Annotated in this window: 16 protein-coding genes; 7 read left to right on the top strand and 9 right to left on the bottom strand. The window is 36.0% G+C overall.

Features of this window, described 5'->3' with window-relative positions:
• Nucleotides 1-14 precede the first annotated feature (14 nt).
• The 5 genes from SIB53_RS06820 to SIB53_RS06800 form a co-directional block, all read right to left on the bottom strand.
• Nucleotides 15-722, bottom strand: coding sequence for an SDR family oxidoreductase (locus SIB53_RS06820; RefSeq protein ID WP_413677508.1), 708 nt, complete (start codon nucleotides 720-722; stop codon nucleotides 15-17).
• 26 nt (nucleotides 723-748) lie between these two features.
• The gene (locus SIB53_RS06815; protein ID WP_413677507.1) at nucleotides 749-1,738 is read right to left on the bottom strand and encodes an acetyl-CoA carboxylase carboxyltransferase subunit alpha; all 990 of its coding nucleotides are present in this window, start codon (nucleotides 1,736-1,738) and stop codon (nucleotides 749-751) included.
• A 20-nt stretch (nucleotides 1,739-1,758) separates the two neighbouring features.
• A complete protein-coding gene (locus SIB53_RS06810; protein WP_413677506.1) occupies nucleotides 1,759-2,799 on the bottom strand; it encodes a long-chain acyl-[acyl-carrier-protein] reductase in 1,041 nt (346 codons plus the stop codon).
• Between the two features lie 144 nt (nucleotides 2,800-2,943).
• Nucleotides 2,944-3,669, bottom strand: coding sequence for an aldehyde oxygenase (deformylating) (locus SIB53_RS06805; protein ID WP_413677505.1), 726 nt, complete (start codon nucleotides 3,667-3,669; stop codon nucleotides 2,944-2,946).
• A gap of 74 nt (nucleotides 3,670-3,743) precedes the next feature.
• Nucleotides 3,744-4,541 (bottom strand): creatininase family protein, encoded by a 798-nt coding sequence (locus SIB53_RS06800; protein ID WP_413677504.1) that lies wholly within the window; start codon nucleotides 4,539-4,541, stop codon nucleotides 3,744-3,746.
• Nucleotides 4,542-4,642: 101 nt separating this feature from the next.
• On the opposite strand from SIB53_RS06800, the gene SIB53_RS06795 reads away from it, so the two are divergent.
• Together SIB53_RS06795 and SIB53_RS06790 are read left to right on the top strand one after the other, a co-directional pair.
• The gene (locus SIB53_RS06795) at nucleotides 4,643-5,938 is read left to right on the top strand and encodes a S1 RNA-binding domain-containing protein (protein WP_413677503.1); all 1,296 of its coding nucleotides are present in this window, start codon (nucleotides 4,643-4,645) and stop codon (nucleotides 5,936-5,938) included.
• Between the two features lie 26 nt (nucleotides 5,939-5,964).
• Nucleotides 5,965-6,852 carry a Tab2 family RNA-binding protein gene (locus SIB53_RS06790; protein ID WP_413677502.1) on the top strand — a complete coding sequence of 296 codons (888 nt, stop codon included), beginning with the start codon at nucleotides 5,965-5,967 and terminating at the stop codon, nucleotides 6,850-6,852.
• 699 nt (nucleotides 6,853-7,551) lie between these two features.
• Here SIB53_RS06790 and SIB53_RS06785 read toward each other — a convergent pair.
• From SIB53_RS06785 to hemH, 3 genes are all read right to left on the bottom strand, one after another.
• Nucleotides 7,552-7,899, bottom strand: coding sequence for a nuclease (locus SIB53_RS06785; protein ID WP_413677501.1), 348 nt, complete (start codon nucleotides 7,897-7,899; stop codon nucleotides 7,552-7,554).
• A gap of 15 nt (nucleotides 7,900-7,914) precedes the next feature.
• Nucleotides 7,915-9,678, bottom strand: coding sequence for a biosynthetic-type acetolactate synthase large subunit (ilvB, locus tag SIB53_RS06780; protein WP_413677500.1), 1,764 nt, complete (start codon nucleotides 9,676-9,678; stop codon nucleotides 7,915-7,917).
• A gap of 144 nt (nucleotides 9,679-9,822) precedes the next feature.
• On the bottom strand, nucleotides 9,823-10,998 hold the full coding sequence (gene hemH / locus SIB53_RS06775; protein WP_413677499.1) for a ferrochelatase: 1,176 nt from the start codon (nucleotides 10,996-10,998) through the stop codon (nucleotides 9,823-9,825).
• A 71-nt stretch (nucleotides 10,999-11,069) separates the two neighbouring features.
• On the opposite strand from hemH, the gene SIB53_RS06770 reads away from it, so the two are divergent.
• The 5 genes from SIB53_RS06770 to SIB53_RS06750 all read left to right on the top strand — a co-directional run bounded on the left by SIB53_RS06770 (nucleotide 11,070) and on the right by SIB53_RS06750 (nucleotide 15,542).
• On the top strand, nucleotides 11,070-12,230 hold the full coding sequence (locus SIB53_RS06770; protein WP_413679131.1) for a site-specific integrase: 1,161 nt from the start codon (nucleotides 11,070-11,072) through the stop codon (nucleotides 12,228-12,230).
• Nucleotides 12,231-12,311: 81 nt separating this feature from the next.
• A complete protein-coding gene (cobO, locus tag SIB53_RS06765) occupies nucleotides 12,312-13,004 on the top strand; it encodes a cob(I)yrinic acid a,c-diamide adenosyltransferase (RefSeq protein ID WP_413677498.1) in 693 nt (230 codons plus the stop codon).
• 97 nt (nucleotides 13,005-13,101) lie between these two features.
• Nucleotides 13,102-13,815, top strand: coding sequence for a UMP kinase (pyrH, locus tag SIB53_RS06760; protein WP_413677497.1), 714 nt, complete (start codon nucleotides 13,102-13,104; stop codon nucleotides 13,813-13,815).
• A gap of 51 nt (nucleotides 13,816-13,866) precedes the next feature.
• Nucleotides 13,867-14,415, top strand: a complete 549-nt coding sequence (frr, locus tag SIB53_RS06755; protein WP_413677496.1) for a ribosome recycling factor — start codon at nucleotides 13,867-13,869, stop codon at nucleotides 14,413-14,415.
• Nucleotides 14,412-15,542 carry an NAD(P)/FAD-dependent oxidoreductase gene (locus SIB53_RS06750; protein WP_413677495.1) on the top strand — a complete coding sequence of 377 codons (1,131 nt, stop codon included), beginning with the start codon at nucleotides 14,412-14,414 and terminating at the stop codon, nucleotides 15,540-15,542. The genes frr and SIB53_RS06750 overlap by 4 nt, the downstream gene beginning before the upstream one ends.
• A 3-nt stretch (nucleotides 15,543-15,545) precedes the next feature.
• On the opposite strand, the gene SIB53_RS06745 is transcribed toward SIB53_RS06750, so the two are convergent.
• The gene (locus SIB53_RS06745; RefSeq protein WP_413677494.1) at nucleotides 15,546-16,544 is read right to left on the bottom strand and encodes a transaldolase; all 999 of its coding nucleotides are present in this window, start codon (nucleotides 16,542-16,544) and stop codon (nucleotides 15,546-15,548) included.
• Nucleotides 16,545-16,554 lie beyond the last annotated feature (10 nt).

Here is a 16,554-nt window from a genome sequence, read left to right as displayed (position 1 = left end):
TTTGTTCTCTAAGATTAAAATGCTCCTGCAGAAGGCATCAAAGTTACATCCTCGATAATTTGATTAATTGGTTGACTAGCAAGATGTAAAAGTTCGCCTGCAACTTGATCAACTGAAAGCATCGAATCTCTATCAAATTGCATCCCAACGGTATCAGAATCCCAAAGAGAAGAATTTACTGATCCAAGAGTTAGTGTGCATGCTCGTATAAAATTCTTACGTTCTTCTTCTGCTAAGCATTTGGTAAAACTTGCCAAAGCTGCTTTGGAAACACAATAGGCTCCCCACTGTGGAAAAACATTTCGAGAAGCATGACTGCTAACGTTGATAACTAGTCCTCCTTTCTTTCTCATTAAAGGAACCACCTCAGAACAAACCTGAAAAATACTGGTGAGATTCATTTGCATTATCCATTCCCATTTTTCAAGTGGCATGGATAAAAGATCTCCAGTCCAAGCAACTCCAGCATTATTTATTAGAACTGAGGGAATCAAACCATTATTCATCAATTCAAGTATTCCCTTAGATATATTTTTAGGGTTATTAAGATCGATAGACTGGAAGAAAACCTTAACTTTTTTGTTTTCAATTTCTTCGGCAATTCTTTCTAGTTCATCTTCAGACCTGGCTAAAAGCAGTAAATCCCATCCAGAATTAGCAAAAGCTTTGGCAGTTGCTCTCCCAATTCCTCTAGAAGCGCCCGTAATTAATACTGTTGACAAGAAAGTTAGAAGCAAACATTAAAACTTTAAACTGAAATTTCACTTTGGATAGAATGAGATTCCAAATATTTTCCCATTTTTCTAAATTTGGAATATCTATTGTCTCTCAATTCATCAGGGGATAAAGCCAATAATTCAGATAAATGCTTCTCAAGGGCACTTTTCAAAGTATCTCCAGCTTGTAGTGGGGCCCAATTATTCCCGCCAGAAGGCTCTTTTAGAACCTCGTCAACAATTCCTAACTTCATAAGATCAGGTCCTGTAATTTTTAATGATGATGCTGCTTCGGGAGCCTTACCAGCATCCCTCCATAAAATCGAAGCACAGGCCTCGGGGCTTGCAACAGTATAAACACTATGTTCAAACATGAGCAGCCGATCTGCGACACCTATCCCTAGCGCGCCACCAGAGCCACCTTCTCCAATCACAGTCGCAATTATGGGAACTTTAAGTCTAAACATTTCACGCAAATTTACTGCAATTGCTTCTCCCTGTCCTTGCTCCTCTGCTATTAGCCCTGCATAAGCTCCAGGAGTATCTATAAAAGATATTATTGGCAAACCAAAGCGATCAGCATGATCCATAAGCCTCAAAGCCTTTCTGTACCCTCCTGGCTTCGCCATGCCAAAGTTTCTTGCAACATTCTCTTTTGTATCTCTACCTTTTTGTTGTCCAATCAAAAGGACAGATTTTTCACCTATTCGAGCTAATCCTCCAATGAGAGCTTGATCATCAGTTCCGCTCCTATCTCCGTGTAATTCGACCCAATCATCACAAAACATCTGAATATAATCAAGCGTGCTAGGTCTTTGAGGGTGTCTAGCTACTTGAATCTTTTGAGCTGGTGTGAGTGCATTAAATATTTCTTCTCGCCTTCTTGCTGCAAGTGTCTCTAATTGAAGAAGTTGCTGACTTACATCAACCTCTGAATCTCTTGCTAATTCTCTAATTTGATCAATCTGATTCTCTAATTCAACAAGAGGTTTTTCAAATTCGAGGAGAAAACGTCTAGCCATAAAAAAAAGTAACCAATTGTTCAGACGGTTAATGTCTGAATATTTGATTTCAAACCAACAGCAGAAAACCCGTGCCTTTCAGAAGCCTTACCAATAAAATCCATCTTTTCCAACGTAATATTATTCCTCCCCCAACTGAAATTGGTATGACAATTCTCGAATTCAAGAAGCATTGCCTCAGCAAAACAGGCAAACATTTCTCTTTTAGGATTTTCCATCTCAGCCAATTCCATCATGCTCCAACCAATATCTTTGAAAAATTGCACTATTCCGCCTTTTAAGACATGTATACCAGGTCCTGAAAACTTCTCACCTAAATTCTTAGGGTATCCACCATCAATCATTAAACAGGGCCGTTTAATTTTAGATGGGTCAATTTCTAAAGTTTTGGGCATGCTTGCAACCCAAATCACAATATCCGCTTCAGGTAAAGCCTCATCAAGGCTAAGAATTCTTCCTCCTCCAAGTTGAGATTGAAGCTCAATTAAAGGCTTTGTCTGCCTAGCTACTAAAAGAAGTTCAGAAACACCAGTTCGATTGCTTAGCCACCTACAAACAGCACTGCCAATGTCACCAGTAGCTCCAACAACAGCTACTTTTGATTTACTCAAATCAATTCCTATTCGAGGTGCATTTTGCTCTAGTTGTCTACAAATAACCCAAGCTGTGTGAGTATTACCAGTGGTAAATCTTTGCCAATCAAGAGTGGTATTTCTAACTTGTTGATTTTGAAGCAAATTAAAATTTTCGAAAATAATTGATGTAAATCCACCTAGAGCTGTGATACTGATTCCCTTCTTCTGAGCTAATTCCATTGCATTCAAAACTTTTCTTCTTGCAGTTTTGAAGCGACTTAGCATCTCAGGGACAAAGCATGAGTCTATGTATGCTCCCTCGATAGTCTTTCCAATCGCACTTACAACTTTAACATGTTCTACCAACTGAGGTGGAGCAGTACACCATACGTCCAAATCTCCTTCTGCAATATGGTCATACCCCAATCCCAAGGCTTTTCGCTTGGCATCTTCAAAACTTGTTGAATGTCCAATTAGCCCAAACATTTGGCACCAAGAAAGATCAAAATTGAACCTAAATATTTATCCAAGATTGAAGGTTAGACCACCAAGGTCAAAAAAAAAAGAATTCCTCAAGAACTTTAAGGTCTTGAGGAATAGCTAAAGATTAAAAGAAGTAATTAAAAATCTTTAAATCACTGCTGCAAGAGCCATTCTTGCGATTTCTCTGTTGTCTAGGCCTATTTCCATAAGGGAATCTTGATAAGCAATCATAAATTCCTCCATTAACTCTTCCTTATCCATATGAAGTACTTCCGCGTCATTCGATACTTCATCAAGCATGGATTTTATAAGAGGCAAATTTTCTTTATTCGCTTTCATAAGATCTTTCTTAACTGTCTCAAGATTTGCTTTAAGCCATTCTTGGCCATAATTCAAGTGCAGGTATTCATCTTGAACAACACCTTCCGTAATCCTTTTAGCAAAAGGATCCGCAACTCTTATATAAACGTGGTAAGCAGATATTGCAAAAGATTCGATCAAAATGCATTGAATTAGAAGACAAGTGGTTGTATCTCCAACTTTAAAGGCCTCTAAAAAATTATTATGGAGTTTTGAGAAAAAGGTCTTAGCAAAAGGCATATCTGGCTTAACTGCAAGATTTCTTCCACAAGCACAAAAACCATTCATATGCTTTTTCTCCATCTTACCTAGCCTCACAAGCTCTTCTGCATGTTCAGGAATCAACTTAGCTAGATCAAGGAAATTGGAATAAGCCTCCTGCTCACCTTCAATTACAACTGCATTGATTCTGCTGTAAGCATCTTTGTAAGATTCTGAGGAGAAATCCGGAAGAGAGTCAGAACTTAACTCTTCTTTTTCTACGGTTAAATTGTCGGATGCAAGAGCTTGCATAGATCTATTAGAAATTTGTCAATCTGAGTGATCTTACAGAATTAAATCCAAAATGGTAGTTCAGTTTCCACTTCTTAACTGCTAGAAACAGGCCTTTCTAGCATGATTGGTGGCCAATCACTCTCCAAAAGGCTTGTAAATAAAGACTTCCAATGATCTATTAGTGCATTTTCCAAAGCGGCACCCAATTCAGAGTTTGAAGAACTCGCATCGCCAATTACTCCAGATGAGCTCAAATCTTCTGTCAACCATGCGCAGGGTGATGCACCTTCAAGGCTCCATCCTTTTGGGGTAGAAACTATTTCTTCATCTATTACTTTTTTTTCTAAATAAGAATCATTTCGAACCAAGCCTCCATCCATGTGCAACATAAGACTTGTTTCTGCCAAAGCAGCATGCAGTCCTTCTTCAACTTCTTTCTCAGGCAAAAGTTCATCTAAGCCAGGGACACCACTCCAAAGGAAGCAAGGCAATACAGCGAGAGAGGGACATTGAATTCTTAGTTGTCTCGAAACCGCTTGCAGAAGGCCTATTTGTCCACCATGAGCATTAAAAAAGACTAATCTTTTGAATCCCATAGAAGCTATTTGCTGACCGACATCAGTAACTAGCGATAATAAAACATCTGCTGATAAGGATAAAGTTCCTGGAAAAGCTTGATGCTCAGGAGAAAAACCAATCGATTGAGAGGGCATCATCCATATCGGCATTTTTTTTGGCAGCCTTTCAAGTGTCTTAAATAAAATATTTTCAGCAAAAAAAGTATCAGTAATCAAAGGTAAATGAGGTCCATGTTGTTCACATGCACCAAAGGGCCAAACCAATGTAGATCCTTTAGCTGAAGCGGCTTTAGAGGCTTCAGGCCAGGACAAATGCTCAAATCGACGAGTTGGAAAAATGATAGAAATCTCCTAATAATTAAAAAACAACTTACCCTTGACTGTAAGAATGTCTAACTTATTACAAGGGTATTATGGCCGGGTCAGATTCTCAGCCTAAAAAAGCTACTCCCCCAAAGCCGGCAATAACTGCACCGCGCAAGCCATTGCAGGTTATGCACATCAGTCGAAAGACTGCTGAAGAAATCATTAATAAAGAATCGACCAATAATGACATATCTAATCAATCTATAGAGAAAAGATTTGATGAAACAGTTCCAGATGAAAAAAATATTTCTCAGTTAAATAAAGCCCCTGAAAAGAAAAAATCAATTCGAGAAGATTCAGACTCTAGCGATATTCTTAAAACAACAACAATGGAAGATCTTCTTAGATCTGAAGAAAATTCTTATGCCAAAAACACACAGGCCTTTGACGATCAAAATGTTTTTGAACAAAAAAGTAGAGTAGTTGATGAATTTGATTTCGATGAAGACGAATTTTTAGCAGCCTTAGAAGAGAATCAACCAATTGGTACAACTGGAGAAATTGCAAAAGGTTCAGTTATTGCAGTTGAAAGTGATGGAATTTATGTAGATATAGGTGGAAAAGCCCCAGGATTCATGCCTAAAAATGAATGTGGTCTAGGCGTAATTACAAATTTAAAAGAGCGCTTTCCAAAAGGGATGCAAGTCGAAGTTCTTGTTACTAGAGAACAAAATGCAGATGGGATGGTAACAATAAGTTGTAGAGCATTAGAGTTAAGGAAAAGCTGGGACAAAGTTCAAAATCTCGCAAAAGAAGGAAAAGTTATTCGAGTTAAAATAAATGGTTTTAACCGTGGAGGTGTTACATGCGACTTCGAAGGATTAAGAGGTTTTATTCCTAGATCTCAACTTGAAGATGGAGAGAATCATCAATCTCTTGTTTCAAAAACAATTAATACCGCTTTTTTAGAAGTAAATCCAGAGAGAAGAAAACTTGTACTCTCCGAAAAGAAAGCTGCAATTGCTTCAAGATTTTCTGAATTAGAAATTGGACAACTAATAGTAGGTGAAATTTCAACCATAAAACCTTATGGTTTCTTTGTTGATTTGAAGGGCGTTAGTGGATTATTGCATCATTCAATGGTAACCAACGGAAGCATTCGAAGCCTTAGAGAAATTTTTCAAATTGGAGAATCTATCAAAGCTTTGATAACTGATTTAGATCCTTCACGGGGTCGAATTGGATTAAATACAGCTCTTTTGGAAGGCCCTCCAGGTGAACTTATTACTGATAAAGCAAAAGTCATGGAAGAAGCCGATGAGCGAGCAATTAAAGCTCGAAATAGTTTGAATAAAGAAAAAGTTGATAATCAAAAAGAAGAAAAAGACATCAAGCTATCCTAATAACTTTACATTTAAGAAAAAAAATTGTGATCGCTTCAAAAAAATCTGATTTAAAAAAAACAAACTGGGAAATAGACTTTTATTCCCGTCCCATAATTGAAGAAAATGGGAAAAAAAGATGGGAATTACTAATTACATCTACAAACAATTTCAAAGATATAAAAACTTTTAAATGGGAAAAAATTTGCCCAGCCTCAAATGTTAATTCTATTTGGTTAAAAGATGCATTAGAAGAAGCTATTGATGAAGCTTCTTTACAAGGTTGGGATAAACCTTCAGTTATTCGTTGTTGGCGGTCTTCTATGAAAACAATGATAAAACGTGCAGCAGATCAAATAGGAATTGAACTTATTTCTAGCAGAAGAACATATTCATTAATTGAGTGGCTTATTGATAGAGAGAGGAGTTTTTATCCTCAGCAAAAAGGATATACAGGCGTAAATCTAGCTCCTCCATCAAACCCAATTACAAACCAAGCCATACCACTTCCAGAGGAAGTAAGAGGTGATTCTTGGAGCTTTGCTTCACTATCTTTAAACACATTGAGAGAAGCTGATGAATGGGAAATAAAGTTTTCTAATTTAATCCCCATAAAAGATTCAATTAATCAAAATGTTTCTATTCCAGGTATTAGGCTCTTTAGTTCAAAAAGATCTTTAGCTCTTGCCGCTTGGCTTGGTGGACTTGAACCAGCAAAGCTTTTAATAGAAGGTACCCAAATAATTTTAGAAGCAGGGCAAGCGGATAGATGGTTGGTAACTGATGTTGAAGAAGATGCAAAAAAAGCTATTGAAAATAATTTTCTAAATACGAAACTAGATGCAGATGGACTTCAATTTATTTCAGTTCAAAAAAGTCCTAAAGAAAATACTTTAGATGGTTTTTGGATGCTAAAGGATATTGGAGAAATTTAAAAGTTTTCTCCAACGTTAGAATAAATAGCTTGCCTGCTGAGAAAGAGAATTATTAAAAAAGATGTGGTTAATAAGCTATAAGGATATTGAATTTTTTCAATCTGATCTATTAAGAGGTAATAATAAACTAAATTTAAAGCCTGAGATCGTGAATTCCTTATCAAGGTCAGGGCTAAATCAAAGCTTATATATAAATAGCAGTTTGTATTCCTATACTATTTGCTAATATCAAGAAAAGAAATATTGCAGCTTTCTTTCGGGATTAAAAGGTATTAAAAAGCAAATCATCTCAAAAAGATTAGAAGGAATAGGTCTAAAAAAGTAATTTAATTATTGCCATAGGAGCTTCTATCAAAGGAGATAAATCTCAAGTTTGAAAAAAGATATTTAAGATTTAATAATTCATTTAACAAAAAAAGCTTTATGGAAAAATTTTATACCTAAATTAAATTAAAGAAGAAAAAATGATTCCACTTTTTAGAGAAGATTCCAACCCTAATAAAATATTTATTTCTATACAAGCTTTTACCATCTTACAACTATTTAAAGAATCTATCAAAAAACATCAAATCAATGTAAATAGGTTTTGCACATACTAAAATCGAAAGCTATTTAACTCTTACAGAAGAAATAAAACTAATTTTTAAAAATAGAATTACATATATTCAAAAAACATATAAATAAAATTTGCTAATTAATTTAGCATTTATTTTTTGCTAATCCTTCGTTTATGTATTTCTCATTTAAGTCAATATTACTATCAATAGGAATAACTTTGGCAACTAGTATTCCATCGACTGATCCTTTAGGTTTTAAATTTACTTTTGTATGTCTTGGTAGTTGTGTTTTGAGCCACATAAGAGAGTTTTCTTCTAAATCAGGGCTAATTTCTATACACGCTAATTTGACAGTATAGGTACGATTATGATCTCCAATCAGCAAAATATTTGAACTAGTCACTTGCAAAATTTCAGCTGCAAAAAGTTCCGGATAAAAACAAAAAAAAGAGATCAATAATATTAAAATCTTTGTAAAAATTTTATTCATAAAAAGTTTTTATAATTATTTCTTGGTCTCCGGTATACCAACCATTTGAGCGTTACTTTTTCCAGGAGGAACCATTGGGTAACAATTCTCGCCTTTTCTTACATTTACGTTTACGAGAACTGGGCCTTCATATGCCAAGGCCTTCTGAAGTTCAGGGATTAGGTGTTCTCTATCTGAAATCACAATGCCCTCAATCCCAAAGGACTTAGATAGTGAAATAAAGTCAGGCTCACCGAAAGACATGTTAGATGCTGAATATCTTTCATCATAAAAACTTTCTTGCCATTGCCTAACCATCCCTTGCCAATGATTATTGATGATAATAACTTTTATATTTAACTTGTATTGAGCAATAGTTCCAAGCTCCTGAATGTTCATAAGGATACTTGCATCACCTGCGATACAAATCACTTGCTCCTTAGGTAAAGCAACTTTGACTCCCATTGCAGCGGGCATTCCAAAACCCATTGTTCCGAGTCCAGCACTACTAATCCATTGTCTTGGTCCATTCAACAAATATTGAGCTGCCCACATCTGATGTTGTCCAACATCAGTTGTAATGTAAGCGTCTTGCGCCAAATCTCTTAACGCAATTAAAACTTCCTGTGGATAAATTTCTCCTTCTTTAGGGGGATTTATTAAAGGAAAATTATTTTTCCAGTTTTTAATTTTGTTAAGCCAATTAGAAGTTCTTGGATTTGTTTCCCTTTGGTTACTGAGATCTAATAATTTAACAAGGCTAATTCCAACATCACCTAATACTGAAACTTCAACTACTCTATTTTTATTTATTTCAGCCGGATCAATCTCAAAATGAATTACTTTTGCTTTAGGAGCAAAAGTATCTAATTTACCTGTAACTCTGTCATCAAATCTTGCTCCAATAGCAATCAACAAATCACATTCAGTCACAGCAAAGTTAGCATAAGCTGTGCCATGCATACCAAGCATTCCAACTGATAAAGGCGCTCGTTCATCAAACGCGCCTTTCCCCATCAAAGTTGTTGTTACGGGTATTTGATATCTATTTGCAATCGCCGCCAGAGTTTCATGAGCCCCCGAAGAAATAACACCACCGCCAACATAAAGGAGTGGTTGATCAGCATTTTCAATTAAATCTAAAGCTGCACGTATGGCTTTATGTTCAGGCGCGAATGGTAGTTCAAAGCCTGGTGGCTTTATTGAACCTGGCTCAACAGGAAGATAGTTAAACATCTCTTGTCCAACATCTTTTGGTATATCAATCAAAACAGGTCCTGGTCTACCCGATGAGGCAATAAGAAAAGCTTGAGCTACAACTTTTGCAATTTCAGAGGGATCTCTTACAACCCATGAATGTTTAACAATTGGGAGTGTTATCCCAAAAATATCTGTTTCTTGAAAGGCATCAGTACCAATAGCAGGTCTAGGGACTTGTCCTGTTATGACAACAAGAGGTACAGAATCCATCTGAGCGGTGGCTATTCCTGTGACTAGATTCGTAGCTCCAGGGCCTGAAGTACCAAAACAAACACCTACTTTCCCAGTCGCTCTTGCAAAACCATCTGCAGCATGTGTTCCGCCTTGTTCATGTCGAACAAGAATATGTTTTAACCAACCCTCTTCCTCTGCTTTAAAAACCGCATCATATATTGGGAGAATTGCTCCGCCTGGATAGCCGAAAATAGTATCTACGCCATGCCTACGAAGAGAATCCATCAAGGCATCAGCTCCTGAGATCTCATTTTGAGTTTGTGTTCCTGAACCTCCTATTTGATTAGGCGTAGAAGTCAGGGTCACGGCAGAATAATATCTAAACTAACAATAAATCTTAGTATGCATAATTTCAATTAAACTAAATTAAGCAAAGATTTAATTTAACTATCTAAATTTTAATAAAAAGCTGACTATCAAATTAATCAAAACAAATAATTATATAAATCTTCATAGCAAACCTATTTGGTGTAAAGGTCCACCCCCAATTATTAATTCCATCAAAAAACAAAGAAAAACAATCATTGCAACTCTTCCATTCCAAACTTCAGAGCTGTTATTCCAACCCCATTGCCATTTCTCTTGAGGATAAAGTTTTACTCTTTCTGGCAATTTTGAAGCGTCCTCTAAACTTATCCCCTCCCCGTTTAAGCAAGAAGAAACGAGATCGGCCAATCCTTCAATAAACAAAGGATAAGTATCAAGAGCTGGGACTCTTTTGAAATTAACGATGCCATTTTTCTGAGCAATTTCTTTGTACTCAATATCAATCTCTTGGAGAGTTTCAATATGCTCACTCACAAAACTTATGGGGACCACGACAAGTTCCTTGACCCCGGATTTTCCTAGTTTTTCTAATACTTCTTCGGTATATGGTTTTAGCCACTCTTCTGGGCCCACCCTGCTTTGATAAGCAAGTGAGAATGAATTGCTGAATCCAAGAGAATTCTCAAGCTGATCAATAATCAAAAGTGAGCAGTTCTGTATTTGATCTTGATAAGGATCCCCGGCTTCTTCTACATAGCTTCTAGGAACACCGTGTGCAGTAAAAAAAACGTGGGCCTCTTGGGGTAAATCACAAGCTAAGATTTGTTTCTTTATTAATTCAGCCATTGAAGAAACATAGGCAGGATGATCAAACCAGCTACGAATACAACGAATTGATAATTCTGCAAACTCTGAGTCACCATCTTTTAATCTTTTCAATTCTCTAAAACTGGATCCACTTGTACTTATTGAAAAATGGGGATAGAGAGGTAAAACAACAACTTTGCTTACACCGTCAGCCTTCATATCCGCTACAGCTGACTCAGTAAATGGATGCCAATACCTCATTGCAACATATGTTGTAGCGTCTATCCCAATATTTCTAAGATAGCTTTGGAGTTCTCTTGCCTGCTGCTCTGTTATGCGACGTAAAGGTGATCCGCCTCCAATCGATCTATAAGCCTCTTGTGATTTACTACTTCTCAATAAGCTTATAAGCCAAGCTAGAGGTTTTTGAAAAGCGCGAACTGGTAAACGAATTATCTCTGGATCTGAAAACAAATTATACAAAAATGGTCCAACGTCCTTAATTCTTTCAGGACCTCCGAGATTTAATAAGAGGACACCAACGCGAGCCATTTTAGAAAAAACTCCTTATAAAAGGTTATACAAACCCTTATCACAGTAAAGCTAGCTAAATTTACAGGATGATGGACGAGAATCAAAAGTTACTAGATATCAATCAAGACCTTGAATCAAAGGGAATCAATCTAAGAATTGAGAAAAGGGGTAGAGTTTTAAACATTCGCGGTTCTTTGCCAGATAAGAAATCTAATAATCTTTCTAAAGTTCAAAGAATAAGTCTTAAACTTCCCTACACCATTAATGGTCTAGAAGAGGCTAGAAAAGCTATAGAATTAATTGATTTTCAACTTAAAAAAAATCAATTTTGCTGGTCTAATTGGATTAAAGAAAAAGCTATCTCATCAATAAAGACTCATAAAACAGTAGTAATCGATGAAATAGTAAACTTTAAAAGACAATTTTTTTCTGATACATCCAGGAGTAAATCACCAGCAGGAATGATTAGCACTTGGCAGTCTGCTTACAAACCATATTTAAACAGATTAATTGAAATAAGTAATAAATCTACCCTTAAATTAAACGAAGAGCTTCTAGTGAAAATCCTTTTAAGTTACAAAGAAAATTCAAGGAGCAGACAACAATGTGGAATTGCTTTAAGTGCTTTAGCGAGACACCTTAAATTAGAGCTACCTGAAAACTGGAAACAACTTCAAAGTGGATATGGAATTTACGAATCTAATTTCAGAGAATTACCTAGTGATGCAGAAATTATTAATAGCTTTCAATTAATACCAAATCGAAAATGGAGATTTGTTTTTGGGTTAATGGCAACCTATGGGCTTAGAAATCATGAAGTTTTTTTTAGTGATTTATCTTCTTTACAAAAAGGTGGGGATAAAATAATTCGGGTTTTCCCAAATACAAAAACAGGGGAGCATCAAGTTTGGCCATTTCATCCTGAATGGGTTAGTTTATTTGAGCTAGACAACACAACTGATAGTTCAAATTTACTCCCAGATATTAAAACAGATCTAAAAGAGACAACTCTTCAACATATCGGGAGAAGAGTCTCTGAACAATTTAGAAGATATAAAATATCTTTCAAGCCCTATGATTTAAGACATGCATGGGCAGTTAGGACAATCTTAATAGGCCTACCAAATACTGTAGCTGCAAAAATGATGGGACACTCTGTGTCAATACACACAAAGACCTATCATCATTGGATAACAAGAAGAGATCAGCAAATTGCTGTTGATAGTGCTCTATCTAGAGTCCAATATTAACAAGAAGAATAATTAATATTTATGGCCATATCATTTCTATAAATTATTCTTTTAATAACTTATATAATTTAAGCTAAGGAAATGAAAAATAAGATTACTGAAGAAGATTCAAGACTCAATAATTTAGATAAAAGTGCAGAAGAAATAGGGATGGGTGGTAATTTAATACCAAATATTACCGAAGCTAAATATCGTGAAAGGATGAAAAAAAGGAAAGAAGTTCAAACACAAAGATTAAAAAAAAGAAATAAAGAAAAAGGTCTCATAATCATAAATACAGGACAAGGTAAAGGGAAAACCACAGCAGCTCTCGGGATGGGATTAAGAACTATTGGTCATAATCATAAAGTTGCAATAATTCAATTTATTAAAGGTGGATGGGAACCAGGTGAGATATTAGCTTTGAAAATATTTGGGGATAAATTAAAATTTCATGCCTGTGGGGAAGGGTTCACATGGGAAACACAAGATAGAAATAAAGATGCAAATTTAGTTAAGTCAAGTTGGAGAAAAGCCTTCTCTTATATTAAAGACCCAAATTATAAACTTATAATTTTAGACGAAATCATTGTTGCAATAAAACTTGGATATATAGATGAAGATGAAATTATACATGGCATAAATTTACGACCAGAGCTTACACATGTAGTTTTAACTGGAAGAGGAGCTTCAGAAAAATTAATCGATTCAGCTGATCTTGTGACAGAAATGAAATTAATCCATCATCCCTTTAGAGAGCAGGGAGTAAAAGCTCAAGAAGGAATTGAATATTAATCTATAATCTTGAAAATATTTCCATCGCAAGGGATCCAATACAGATATAAAGACGTTCTTCCAGGACTTGCTACTGTCAATTTGTTATGAATTTTTAATGGCATACTCTAGAGCACTTATAAAACTCAGTGGTGAAGCTCTTATGGGAGAAAAACCTTATGGAATTGATCCTGAAATTGTTCAATCTATTGCCAATGATGTTTCAAAAGTGGTTGAAAACGGCACGCAAATAGCAATTGTGGTTGGCGGTGGAAATATTTTTAGAGGTCTAAAAGGATCCGCCGCAGGCATGGATAGAGCCACTGCAGACTATGTAGGAATGCTTGCGACAGTAATGAATGCAATCACACTTCAAGATGGATTAGAAAGAGCTGGAGTGCCCACAAGAGTTCAATCTGCTATTGACATGCAACAGATTGCAGAACCTTATATTAGACGAAGAGCAATAAGACATCTTGAGAAAGGAAGGGTAGTAGTTTTTGGAGGTGGGTGCGGCAATCCATTTTTTACAACTGATACGACTGCTGCTCTTAGAGCGGCTGAAATTAACGCAGAAGTTGTTTTCAAAGCTACGAAAGTTGATGGGGTTTACGATCGAGATCCAAAGAAATTCTCTGATGCTGTCAAATATGACAATCTCACCTTTCAAGATGTATTAGCCAATGAAATAGGAGTAATGGATAGCACTGCTATTGCTCTTTGCAAAGATAATAAAATCCCTATAGTTGTTTTTAATATTTTCCAACCTGGAAATATTGCTAAGGCTATTTCTGGCGAACCAATTGGATCAAGAATATCTAATTCAAGTTAAAACTAAATTTTTGAACCTTTTCCATAATCAATTCGTAATAACTTTATCTAAATGTCAAATCAAGAGCTAAAAACCACAATGAGAAAGTCTGTTGAAGCTGCTCAGAGGAATTTCAATACCATCAGGACGGGAAGAGCAAATACGTCTTTATTAGACAGAATATCAGTCGAATACTACGGTGCTGAAACTCCACTAAAGTCACTTGCAACTATCACTACTCCTGACTCTCAAACCATAGCCATTCAACCCTTCGACTTGGGCTCATTAGCTTCCATTGAAAAAGCGATTGCTACAAGTGATCTAGGCTTTACTCCAAACAATGATGGTAAAATAATTCGTATTAATGTTCCACCTTTAACTGAAGAGCGTAGAAAAGAATTTTGCAAGCTCGCATCAAAATATGCAGAGGAAGGGAAAGTTGCTCTAAGGAATATACGCCGTGATGCAATAGAGAGAGTAAAAAAATCTGAAAAGGATGGTGATCTTTCAGAAGATCAAAGCAGAGATGAACAAGAAACAATTCAGAAAGAGACGGACAATTTTATTAAAGATATTGAAAAAAAACTTTCAGAAAAAGAAGCTGAGATTTTAAAAGTTTGACCCTCATAGATGTTGCCATTATTGGAGGGGGAGCATCAGGCACTACTACAGCATTTCATCTGGCTAGTAAAAGTAAAAAAGTATGTATTCTTGAAAAAAATATTTTTTCTCCAGAGAGAATTTGCGGGGGTGGAATGTCTGCTGCAGTGCAAAACTGGTTTCCTTTTAAACTTTTACCAATAGTTGATGAAGTAATAACAAATGTAGAGTTTAGTTGGTGCAATACCGACAAAGTAGTCGCTGAGCTCTCGGGATCTTCTCCCTTTTGGATAGTTAAACGTGAAAAACTTGATTCATTCTTATTAGATCAAGCAATAAATTCTGGTTGTAATTTATTGACTACTTTTAACGTAGTCGATGTAAAAAAAAAATCTAATGTCTGGCATATTACCGCTCTTGATGGGAGACGAATAGAGGCAAGAGCAGTTGTTATTGCTGATGGTTCTCAATCGCCATGGTCTAAAGCTTTTAATTTAGGTCCAACTCAACAGAAATTTGCCTCCACTTTCTCAGGGAGAATTAAAAGGAGGGGAAATTTAAGGAATGAAACTGCTAGATTTGAATTTGGCCTAGTAAAAAATGGATTTGCATGGGCCTTTCCATTAGACAATGAAGTAAATATTGGGATGGGAACTTTCCTAGATAATAAGAATTCACTTCCAGTTAATGAAATACTTAAATCATTTCTTCCTGATTTAGGTTTTGATCCTTCTGAAGTAATTGGTCATGAAAAAAAATTAAGGATATGGAATGGCCACTGTAAATTAAACGGAGAAGGAATTCTCTTGGTTGGCGATGCTGCCTCATTATGTGACCCCTTTTTAGCGGAAGGATTAAGGCCCGCTTTGATGAGTGGATTTGAAGCTGCAAAAAGCCTTATTTATTGGCTAGATGGAGAAGTGAATTGTTTAGACGCATATACAAAAACGATGCAAATAAACTGGGGGAATTCAATGGCTTGGGGTAAAAGAATTTCTCAAGTTTTTTATCGTTTTCCAAAAGTCGGATACCAATTAGGTGTAAAAAGGCCTACTGCTCCAAAAAGAATTGCACAAATTCTTTCAGGTGAGATGAGTTATGAAGACATTGCAAAAAGAGTAATCAAGAGATTACTCTTTCAAAATTAAAGATCAAAGAGTTAGGGCAACTCCTCCTTCAATCAACTCAAGTCTTTCGTTCAATTGATTTTCTAATTTATCAATTGCTTTACTAAAACCGCTAATTCCATCGTCAAGTTTTTCCGTAGCCATTTTATCTCCAGCCATCATTAGTTCAAAAGAAGTCTGGTCTAGATGTATTTTCTCTTCAATGACTAAAGGTTTTTGTGCATTCAACTTAATGGGCAAGTCCATATGAGTTTCATTAAGTTGCTGAAGTAATTTGGGAGAAATCGTTAAGAGATCACATCCTGCAAGCTCGGTTATTTCCTCTATATTTCTGAAACTTGCTCCCATGACCTCTGTCTTATAACCATTTGACTTGAAAAAATTAAATATTTTAGTCACCGAAACTACCCCTGGGTCCTCAGTCGCTGGATAAGAATCCCTTCCTGTAGCAGATTTATACCAATCTAAAATTCTTCCAACAAAGGGTGAAATAAGCGTTACACCTGCCTCAGCACAAGCAACTGCTTGATAAAAATTAAACAACAAAGTTAAATTGCAATGAATATTCTCTTTTTCTAATACTTCAGCAGCTTTTATTCCCTCCCACGTAGAGGCAATTTTGATTAAAACACGATCATTAGAAATACCATCTGCATTATATTTAGCAATTATTTTTCTTGCTTTTTCAATGGTAGCATCAGTATCAAAACTTAGTCTTGCATCAACCTCTGTTGAAACACGGCCAGGAATTAATTTCAAAATCTCTTTACCAAAGACAACACACAGTTCATCCAAAGCTTCCTTAACCACATCAGCCCTAGCGGCACTGGTCCCTAACATTTCTCTTGAGGTGGTAAGTGCTTGATCAATCAAACTTTGATAAACAGGCATTTGTGCAGCCGCAAGAATTAAAGAAGGATTTGTTGTAGCGTCTCTTGGATGATATTTTTTGATCGCTTCAAGATCACCAGTATCAGCCACCACCACAGTCATTGAAGATAGCTGATTAAGAAGGGATTCCATAATAAAAAAC

It is taken from the genome of Prochlorococcus sp. MIT 0916, assembly GCF_047305155.1.
Classification (GTDB): Bacteria; Cyanobacteriota; Cyanobacteriia; order PCC-6307; family Cyanobiaceae; genus Prochlorococcus_B.
Note: the sequence above shows the minus strand (reverse complement) of the source record. Positions and strands in the feature narration are given on the sequence as shown.

Excerpts from the sequence above, each read along its gene's own strand:
- SIB53_RS06795 (WP_413677503.1), top strand. The coding sequence starts at position 4,643 with ATGGCCGGGTCAGATTCTCAGCCTAAAAAAGCTACTCCCCCAAAGCCG.
- frr (WP_413677496.1), top strand. The coding sequence starts at position 13,867 with ATGTCAAATCAAGAGCTAAAAACCACAATGAGAAAGTCTGTTGAAGCT.
- SIB53_RS06810 (WP_413677506.1), bottom strand. The coding sequence starts at position 2,799 with ATGTTTGGGCTAATTGGACATTCAACAAGTTTTGAAGATGCCAAGCGA.
- pyrH (WP_413677497.1), top strand. The coding sequence starts at position 13,102 with ATGGCATACTCTAGAGCACTTATAAAACTCAGTGGTGAAGCTCTTATG.
- SIB53_RS06770 (WP_413679131.1), top strand. The coding sequence starts at position 11,070 with ATGGACGAGAATCAAAAGTTACTAGATATCAATCAAGACCTTGAATCA.
- SIB53_RS06785 (WP_413677501.1), bottom strand. The coding sequence starts at position 7,899 with ATGAATAAAATTTTTACAAAGATTTTAATATTATTGATCTCTTTTTTT.
- hemH (WP_413677499.1), bottom strand. The coding sequence starts at position 10,998 with ATGGCTCGCGTTGGTGTCCTCTTATTAAATCTCGGAGGTCCTGAAAGA.
- cobO (WP_413677498.1), top strand. The coding sequence starts at position 12,312 with ATGAAAAATAAGATTACTGAAGAAGATTCAAGACTCAATAATTTAGAT.
- SIB53_RS06805 (WP_413677505.1), bottom strand. The coding sequence starts at position 3,669 with ATGCAAGCTCTTGCATCCGACAATTTAACCGTAGAAAAAGAAGAGTTA.
- SIB53_RS06815 (WP_413677507.1), bottom strand. The coding sequence starts at position 1,738 with ATGGCTAGACGTTTTCTCCTCGAATTTGAAAAACCTCTTGTTGAATTA.
- SIB53_RS06745 (WP_413677494.1), bottom strand. The coding sequence starts at position 16,544 with ATGGAATCCCTTCTTAATCAGCTATCTTCAATGACTGTGGTGGTGGCT.